Source organism: Polaromonas sp. (assembly GCF_012927415.1).
Lineage (GTDB): Bacteria > Pseudomonadota > Gammaproteobacteria > Burkholderiales > Burkholderiaceae_C > Polaromonas.
In genome coordinates this window covers 20,374-27,862 of sequence record NZ_JABBPF010000068.1, presented here as the reverse complement: position 1 = coordinate 27,862, position 7,489 = coordinate 20,374, and the positions used below count along the sequence as shown (strand labels likewise).

The 7,489-nt window shown below is 57.6% G+C and carries 8 protein-coding genes and 1 pseudogene; 7 read left to right on the top strand and 2 right to left on the bottom strand.

All coding sequences use genetic code 11. The annotated features are described in order from the left end of the window. The 7 genes and pseudogenes from HHJ19_RS07015 to dnaB all read left to right on the top strand — a co-directional run. On the top strand, positions 1–854 hold an 854-nt coding region (locus HHJ19_RS07015), incomplete at its 5' end, for a putative PEP-binding protein (RefSeq protein ID WP_366929386.1). Between the two features lie 247 nt (positions 855–1,101). Then, positions 1,102–1,390, top strand: a pseudogene (locus HHJ19_RS07010) (cation acetate symporter); the annotation flags it as partial. 223 nt (positions 1,391–1,613) lie between these two features. After that, positions 1,614–1,979, top strand: a complete 366-nt coding sequence (rpsF, locus tag HHJ19_RS07005; protein ID WP_296905317.1) for a 30S ribosomal protein S6 — start codon at positions 1,614–1,616, stop codon at positions 1,977–1,979. 48 nt (positions 1,980–2,027) lie between these two features. After that, the gene (gene priB / locus HHJ19_RS07000) at positions 2,028–2,345 is read left to right on the top strand and encodes a primosomal replication protein N (RefSeq protein ID WP_296905315.1); all 318 of its coding nucleotides are present in this window, start codon (positions 2,028–2,030) and stop codon (positions 2,343–2,345) included. A gap of 10 nt (positions 2,346–2,355) precedes the next feature. Then, on the top strand, positions 2,356–2,640 hold the full coding sequence (rpsR, locus tag HHJ19_RS06995) for a 30S ribosomal protein S18 (RefSeq protein ID WP_026779352.1): 285 nt from the start codon (positions 2,356–2,358) through the stop codon (positions 2,638–2,640). A 12-nt stretch (positions 2,641–2,652) separates the two neighbouring features. After that, entirely contained in the window at positions 2,653–3,105 is a 453-nt protein-coding gene (gene rplI / locus HHJ19_RS06990) for a 50S ribosomal protein L9 (RefSeq protein ID WP_296905311.1), read from the top strand. Positions 3,106–3,311: 206 nt separating this feature from the next. Continuing rightward, complete coding sequence (gene dnaB / locus HHJ19_RS06985; RefSeq protein ID WP_296905309.1) at positions 3,312–4,721, top strand: replicative DNA helicase; 1,410 nt, start codon at positions 3,312–3,314, stop codon at positions 4,719–4,721. A 148-nt stretch (positions 4,722–4,869) separates the two neighbouring features. On the opposite strand, the gene HHJ19_RS06980 is transcribed toward dnaB, so the two are convergent. Next, the gene (locus HHJ19_RS06980; protein WP_296905307.1) at positions 4,870–5,274 is read right to left on the bottom strand and encodes an RNA-binding protein; all 405 of its coding nucleotides are present in this window, start codon (positions 5,272–5,274) and stop codon (positions 4,870–4,872) included. A gap of 121 nt (positions 5,275–5,395) precedes the next feature. Continuing rightward, a complete protein-coding gene (locus HHJ19_RS06975) occupies positions 5,396–7,192 on the bottom strand; it encodes a M14 family metallopeptidase (protein ID WP_296905305.1) in 1,797 nt (598 codons plus the stop codon). Positions 7,193–7,489 lie beyond the last annotated feature (297 nt).

Genomic DNA, 7,489 nt, shown 5'->3' with positions numbered 1-7,489 from the left:
GCTTGGCGCGGCTGGAGTTCATCATCAACAACAACATCGGCATACATCCCAAGGCGATCCTGGACTACCCCAATGTCGATGTTGACCTGAAAAAAGCGGTTGAAAGCGTGGCGCGCGGCCATGCTTCACCGCGCGCTTTTTATGTGGACAAGGTCACCGAGGGCATCGCGACCATCGGGGCGGCTTTCTGGCCCAAATCAGTCATTGTTCGCCTGTCTGACTTCAAGTCCAACGAATACCGCAAGCTGATTGGCGGCTCGCGCTACGAGCCGGAAGAAGAAAATCCGATGCTGGGCTTTCGCGGCGCCGCTCGTTACATCAGCGAAGATTTCCGCGAGGCTTTCGCCATGGAGTGTGAAGCGCTCAAGCGCGTGCGCAACGACATGGGCCTGACCAACGTGGAGGTGATGGTGCCTTTCGTTCGCACGCTGGGGCAGGCGAAGGCTGTGACCGATCTGCTGGCCGCGCATGGCCTCAAACGCGGGGAGCAGGGTCTGCGCGTCATCATGATGTGCGAAGTTCCGAGCAACGCCGTGCTGGCCGACCAATTCCTGGAATACTTCGACGGCTTCTCCATCGGATCGAACGACCTGACCCAGCTCACATTGGGCCTGGACCGCGATTCGGGCCTGGAAATTCTGGCCAAGGACTTCGATGAGCGCGATCCAGCCGTGAAGGCCCTGCTCAGCCTGGCCATTGCGGCGTGCAAGCGCCAGGGAAAATATGTCGGCATCTGCGGTCAGGGTCCGAGCGACCATCCGGACTTTGCGCTTTGGCTCAAGGAGCAGGGCATTGGTTCAATCTCGCTCAACCCCGATACCGTAATTGATACCTGGAAGCAATTGGCGAACTGAGTCCTTGCGCGAACGATCAAGGACAACCCCTGCGGACTTGAGCGCTTCGAATCAGCCACCGGCGACTGTCAACGATGACCATCGGAAGCATCTGCCTTGCCTGCCCTGCTGACCCTCTGCTCCTGGGCACGCCGGTCGCCTAAATTGCGCTGCTTGCGCCGTTCGGCCAGTGGGTGCTGGGCGCATTTCGCGGTCAGCGCAGCGCAGCGATCCGCTTTATGGCTTGTGGCAACTGCCGGGCAGGCCCTGGATCCTGCGCTGGACTGGCGGTTATTGTTTGGTCGCGCTGGTACTGGCACCTTACCTGCGAAAGTTTGGCCAATTCACCATCCCTGATTTCTGGGCGAACGCTACGGTGGGGATCCGCCCAGGCTCATCGTTGTGGGTGCAGCCATCCTGCACCCCTTCGCCTAGTTTTTGGCGTAAATCAATGTCGTAGGGCTGATTACCGCCCATCTGACCGAAATCGCGTTCGAACTCGGAATTTCCTTGATCTGGGCGGAATTCTGGTGTGCTCGCTTTTCGGCGGCATGCAGCATTCCGATCCGGTAACTCTTTAACTGATATTGCTACAAGCTTGAAACTTCACGTACCGCGCGTCCTACCCGACGGGCGGAATTCCTTGAGGCGGCTCGTTCGGCGACCCGAAATAATCCCCTGCGCATCCGGGCTTTGTGTCGGGCTATAATCATAGGCTTCGCCTTGCTGCACCCTTAACGACGCTGGGGCAGCTTTAATTCCCATCCAAAAGGAGATTTTATGCGTCATTACGAGATCATCTTGCTGATCCACCCGGATCAAAGCGAGCAAGTCCCAGCCATGCTGGAACGTTACAAGGGCATGATTACCGCCGGCGGCGGAACCGTTCATCGTGTTGAAGATTGGGGCCGTCGCCAGCTGGTGTACCTGATTCAGAAACTCGCAAAAGCGCACTACCTCTGCATCAACATCGAAGCCAGCCAGGCCGTGATGGAAGAAATTGAACATGCGTTCAAGTTCAACGATGCCGTGCTGCGCCACCTGACCGTGGCGAAGAAAAAGGCTGAAACCGGCCCGTCCCTCATGATGCGCAACGTCGAGAGGGAAGAAGCCCGTAAAACCCAGCAGCAGGAGTTTGCGGCGTAAGTCGCTTCTTGTTGTTGAACGCCTTGCTGCCGCTTTCCAAGATTTGCGGTGAATCACGTTGAACTGACCGCCTGTATCGCCGAGCTAAGCCCTCTTCGCTACACTCCCGCTGGAATCCCTGCCGTCAATGTCATTCTCGAACACGAGTCTGAGATTCTAGAAACAGGGGTCGCCAGGAAGGTCAAGTTAACGGTCAAAGCGGTTGCTTTCGGAACGCTGGCTGAACAAACAGCCCAGCTGACCCTTGGTAAAGCTTTCAGATTCACCGGATTTCTCGTCAATGCACGCACCAGCAAAGGCATTGTTTTTCATATCCAAGCTCTTCACCCGTTAAATCAGGCGGAGCAAGTACCGAACCCCACTTAAGGAGTCCATCATGGCCGGACCAAAACGTTTCAATAAAGACAAGCGCCCCAAGCGCAATACCCAATCCCTGCTGTTCAAGCGCAAGCGCTTTTGCCGTTTCACCGCCGCTGGTGTTGAAGAAATCGACTACAAAGATATCGATACACTGCGCGACTTCGTTTCTGAAAACGGAAAAATAATTCCCGCACGCCTGACCGGCACCCGCGCGATTTTTCAGCGTCAGATTAACACCGCCGTCAAGCGCGCTCGCTTTCTCGCGATGCTGCCTTACAGCGACCAGCACAAGAGCCTGTAAGGAGATTCGACCATGCAAATCATTCTGCTCGACAAAGTCGTAAACCTGGGCAATCTGGGTGACGTTGTCAAAGTTAAAGACGGCTACGCACGCAATTTTCTGATTCCTTTCGGTCGCGCCCGCCGCGCCACGGCTATGGCCATAAAGGAATTCGAAGTCAAACGCGCTGAACTTGAAAAATCAGCTGCTGTGAAGCTTGCCGAGATGCAGGCGCAAGGCGAAAAGCTTGGCGGCACCACTGTCAAGTTGACGCAAAAAGCCGGTGTTGACGGCCGCCTGTTTGGCTCTGTCACCAACGCGGATATCGCTCACGAAGTGTCCAAGCAAGGCTTTGTGGTTGTCAAATCGCAAATCCGTCTGCCCAACGGTCCGTTGAAAACTGTGGGCGACCACGCCGTGAGCGTTGCACTGCATACCGACGTAGTGGTTGACATCACGGTGACTGTCTACGGCGAAACCGCTTAAACCGCGACCGCGTCACCCTGAAAGCCGCTCTTCGGAGCGGCTTTTTTCATGGGCAAACGGCGCGCCCCAAGGCCGGTTTGTCGGCGCTTGGGCTTGTGCACATCTCCAAGCCTGATTTCCACCTGATTTCCCCAGCTTGTCCACAGCCTTATCCCGTGTGATTCCAGGGGCTCAGCGTAACATTCACCCTCTCCCCAAGGAACTCCATGTCTGCCGTACTTTCAACCTTCGCCGAATCGGGCTATAGCGCCGACCGCCAGATAGCCCAGCTGCGTATTCCGCCGCACTCGATCGAAGGTGAATCCAGCGTTTTGGGCGGGCTTTTGCTTGACAACAGCGCGTGGGACCGGGTGGGCGACCTGCTTGCCGACCAGGACTTCTACCGCCACGAGCACCAGCTCATTTACGCTGCCGTGGGCGCGCTGATTAACGCCTCCAAGCCTGCCGATATCATCACGGTTTACGAGCGCCTGCAAAGCCTGGGCAAAGCCGATGAAATTGGCGGCCTGAGCTACCTCAATGCGCTCGCCCAGTATGTGCCGAGCGCCAGCAATATTCGGCGCTACGCGGAGATTGTTCGCGAGCGCTCGATTCTTCGCAAGCTGGTTGCAGCTTCGGATGAAATTGCCACCAACGCCTTCAACCCGCAAGGCAAGGCGGTCACGACCATTCTCGATGAAGCCGAGCAGAAAATCCTGAACATCGGTGAGCAGGGCGGTCGCATGCAGCAGGGCTTCCAGAGCATGGACACGCTGGTGGTGGACCTGCTGGATCGCGTCACCGAGATGTCGGAAAATCCGAATGATGTCACCGGGGTACCGACCGGTTTTTATGACCTTGACCGCATGACCTCCGGGTTTCAGGCCGGTGATCTGGTGATTCTCGCCGCGAGACCGTCGATGGGTAAAACCGCGCTTGCGATCAATATAGCGGAACACGTGGCGCTCAATGAGGGTCTGCCGGTCGCCGTTTTTTCGATGGAGATGGGCGCGTCGCAGCTGGCTGTGCGTATCGTCGGCTCCATCGGCCGGATTGACCAGACGCATCTGCGAACTGGCGCGCTGACCGATGAAGAATGGCCGCGCCTGACCGAGGCGATCGAGAAGTTGCGCAACATCTCGCTGCACATTGACGAAAGTGCAGGCCTGACGGTCAGCGAACTGCGTGCCAATGCCCGGCGCCTGGCGCGCCAGTGCGGCAAACTTGGCCTGATCGTGGTGGACTATCTTCAGCTCATGAGCGTGTCGAGTGGCATGGCCGAAGAAAACCGCGCCACCGCTGTCGGCGAAATTTCACGGGGGCTGAAGATGCTGGCCAAGGAGTTGCAGTGCCCGGTGATTGCGCTCTCACAGCTCAGCCGGGGGGTGGAGTCACGCACCGACAAACGACCCATGATGAGTGACTTGCGCGAATCCGGCGCCATTGAGCAGGATGCCGACATCATCATGTTTATTTACCGCGATGAGTACTACACCAAGGAAGCCTGCAAGGAGCCAGGCGTGGCCGAGGTCATCATCAGCAAACAGCGAAATGGTCCGACCGGGACTGTCAAACTGGCGTTTATCAGCCGCATCACCAAGTTTGAAAGCCTGGCCCACCATAGTGGTGATTATTAAAGAAATTGCCCGCCGTCCACATATTTCCGGCCTATCCAGCTATCAATTTGGTAGTAAATGGCGGCAATTCAATAGTTTTGGAGAGCTTGGCTTGGTCGGCAGTAAGAGTTTCAAATGCCGCGACGAAAAGCGCAACTACGTCGGCAAATCATTCCAAATCTTCTATTGCCAGCATGTGGTATTTCTGGCCATACGAAAACGGTAAACGCCCGACAACGGCCATCAGGCGTTTTGTATCTTCGTCCGAGGGCGCCCTTACCATTAAGGCGCAATGGCCTTCACGGGCGAGATCTACATATTTGCGCACCGTTGCGCCTTCGGTTCCTACCGAAGGCAGCACCACATCGGACTCGCCGTCGATCTTGCCAATTTCCTTCAAGATCACTTTTGGAGGTATCAGCATGATGTCCTGCCCGTCAAAACCCGAAGCTTCGAGCTCACGCCCAGCCTGTTCAGCGTCACTCATTTCGGGGAACAGCACTAAAGCGTATCCAGTAGGATAAAAGACACCTTGCAGGGTCAACATTTTTGGGTCGAGCGCAAATGTTTTCAATGTTAATCCTTCTAAAGTTGAGCTGAGAATTAAGACACGAAAATATTAGCCTGTCTGTAGGCCTATTTCACTTTCTTGAGGGGTTGCGCCCTGCTACAAAAAGACGTTAAGAGAATGTCGTTCAGGGTAACTCTTCGGCTTTCAGCGAAGGCTCGGACATCACGCGAGCGCTGTTTCCCAAACCTCCCAGCAGCTGGTTCGCGAAATAGCTGCTTTGCGTGTCAGGTTCAAGCGCGGCGATGGCAAGGTTTGCCAGTGGCTGGTTCAGAGGGATGTAATAACTGCCAGCCGGTGCGTCAATGACACCGCGCATCAGCGCCACTTCGATCTTGACGATAGGCGCGGCATCGGCATTGCTGCCTCCCACATCTTGCCGCGTGCCGTCCACGCGGCTGGTTTCGCGGTAGACGTCGCCAAGCATGGCAGTTGATTCCAACATCCGCAACACCTGCACGCCATGCAGGCGAAGCCGCTCCACGGCTGTTTTCGACGATGCCGACAACCAGTAACCGCAGGGGCGAGCGCGTCTCTTGAGTGTTTGCAAGGCGAGGGCTGAGTCCCAGTCCACGGTGATGGACTTGTCCGCGCCGCTTGCCGGGTCGAGCATGACGAGATCGTATTGGGCCGGTGTAAGTGCTGCTTGTACCACCGCTTCGTCCTTGCACGCGCGAGCGCTGACCTCCTTGTCGAGGTAGGGTCGCAGTTGGCCAAGCTGGCTGGCGCGTTGCGCGGTGCTGGCCAGCACACTCGTCAGCGCCGTCACCTGGGTATGCACGCGCCGCTGGATATGCAGTCGGCCGATGCCTACGCCGCGCGTCTCCACCAGCAGGCTGATGGCATTTTTAAGGCCATCGACGTTGCGGCCAGTGTCGGGCCGGGCATCCCCCATGGAAACTTTCCTGTCCGCAGGGTCGGTCGAGGTGGTGTAGTGCCACTCGCTCGTGAGGCCCTGATCCTTGAGTGCGGCCAGCAATGGGCGGCGATACCACTCTTCGGCGGCCTTGGTCAAAAACTCGGGCAGATTGGCTGTGCTGGCGTATTGCAGCAGCGCGTCGAACTTCTGTACCGTACCGAACTTCTGCAGATAGCGTCCCACGACGGTGTATTCCTGCGCATCGACCACCACGGTAGGCTGGTAGTCGCGCGTCAGCCTGGCCAGCGCCTGCGCCTCAGGGGTGTTGAGTAGCAAGTGGTCGCGGTTCATGTCCAGCCCGCTGGCGGTCAGGCGCTGGCCGCTGTTCGCACCGTCGGGATTGGCACGCGGAACAATCACGACATTGATGCGTTCGAGCTCTGGCTGCAGCAATCCTTGTGCGAGCTCCCTTGCAATCACCAGAAGTGCTTCGCTACCAGCCGGCTCATCGCCATGCTGCTGGCCGATCAGCAATACGGTGGGTCGCCCCGTCGCCAGAAGTGCCGCTGGGTCTGTTGCAGCTCCCCGGGTTAATACCAGCGCTTCCAGGGCTTCGCCACGCTGGGATCGGCCTATGGTGAGAACCGTCGCTTTAACGCCGACGGAACGGGAAAGTGCTGCCGCCTGATCACGCAGCCAGTCGTGGCTCTCAGCTTGCGTGGTGAAGCTCGTGCGGCCCGCTTGCAGGCCAGGAGTGCTGTATCGGACCGAAGGTTCGGAAAACCGGGCGGCGACGGCGGCGCTGTAGGGTACCGGTTCCGGTACCGCCAGCACGGTGGGCCGATTGACCGGGGAAGTCTGGACGATGGCTGGTTGCGCGGAGACAAGGGGCGCAGGCGCCAAAGTGACGCTTGGCGGAAGACTGGGAGCGGCGGGTTTCCAGATTGGTAGCGGCACGGAGGTGCACGCCGCGAGCAGAGCCAACGAAGCCGCCAGGCCCGGCAATAGCGAGCACTTGCGCCAAGCCAAGATGACCGCAGTGGACGTAAAAAAAGATTTGAGCATGGCGGTCATATTTTTCAGGAATTAACCATGGATCAGGCATCACTTGCAAGGGGCCTACGAAAGCTTATGTTACCTGCCTTGTGGGCCACGCGGCAGGCCCGTTGTGCCCGCCAAAACGTTCTTTTCTATTTGGAGGTGCAGGTTACCGCGCGAAAAGGTTGACGGCGGCGGCGACTTCGCATGTCAGACGCCAACTTGCAAACCTCGGGCGGTCGTTCGCGGCGAATGGCTTTCTGGGAAAATAGTGGTCATGTCAGCTCCAGCTCCTTATCTGCCCAACCCCGATTTTGTCGCCAC

Bases quoted from the DNA above. Each gene is read 5' to 3' on its own strand.
- rpsF (WP_296905317.1), top strand. From the start codon at position 1,614: ATGCGTCATTACGAGATCATCTTGCTGATCCACCCGGATCAAAGCGAG.
- rplI (WP_296905311.1), top strand. From the start codon at position 2,653: ATGCAAATCATTCTGCTCGACAAAGTCGTAAACCTGGGCAATCTGGGT.
- dnaB (WP_296905309.1), top strand. From the start codon at position 3,312: ATGTCTGCCGTACTTTCAACCTTCGCCGAATCGGGCTATAGCGCCGAC.
- HHJ19_RS06975 (WP_296905305.1), bottom strand. From the start codon at position 7,192: ATGCTCAAATCTTTTTTTACGTCCACTGCGGTCATCTTGGCTTGGCGC.
- rpsR (WP_026779352.1), top strand. From the start codon at position 2,356: ATGGCCGGACCAAAACGTTTCAATAAAGACAAGCGCCCCAAGCGCAAT.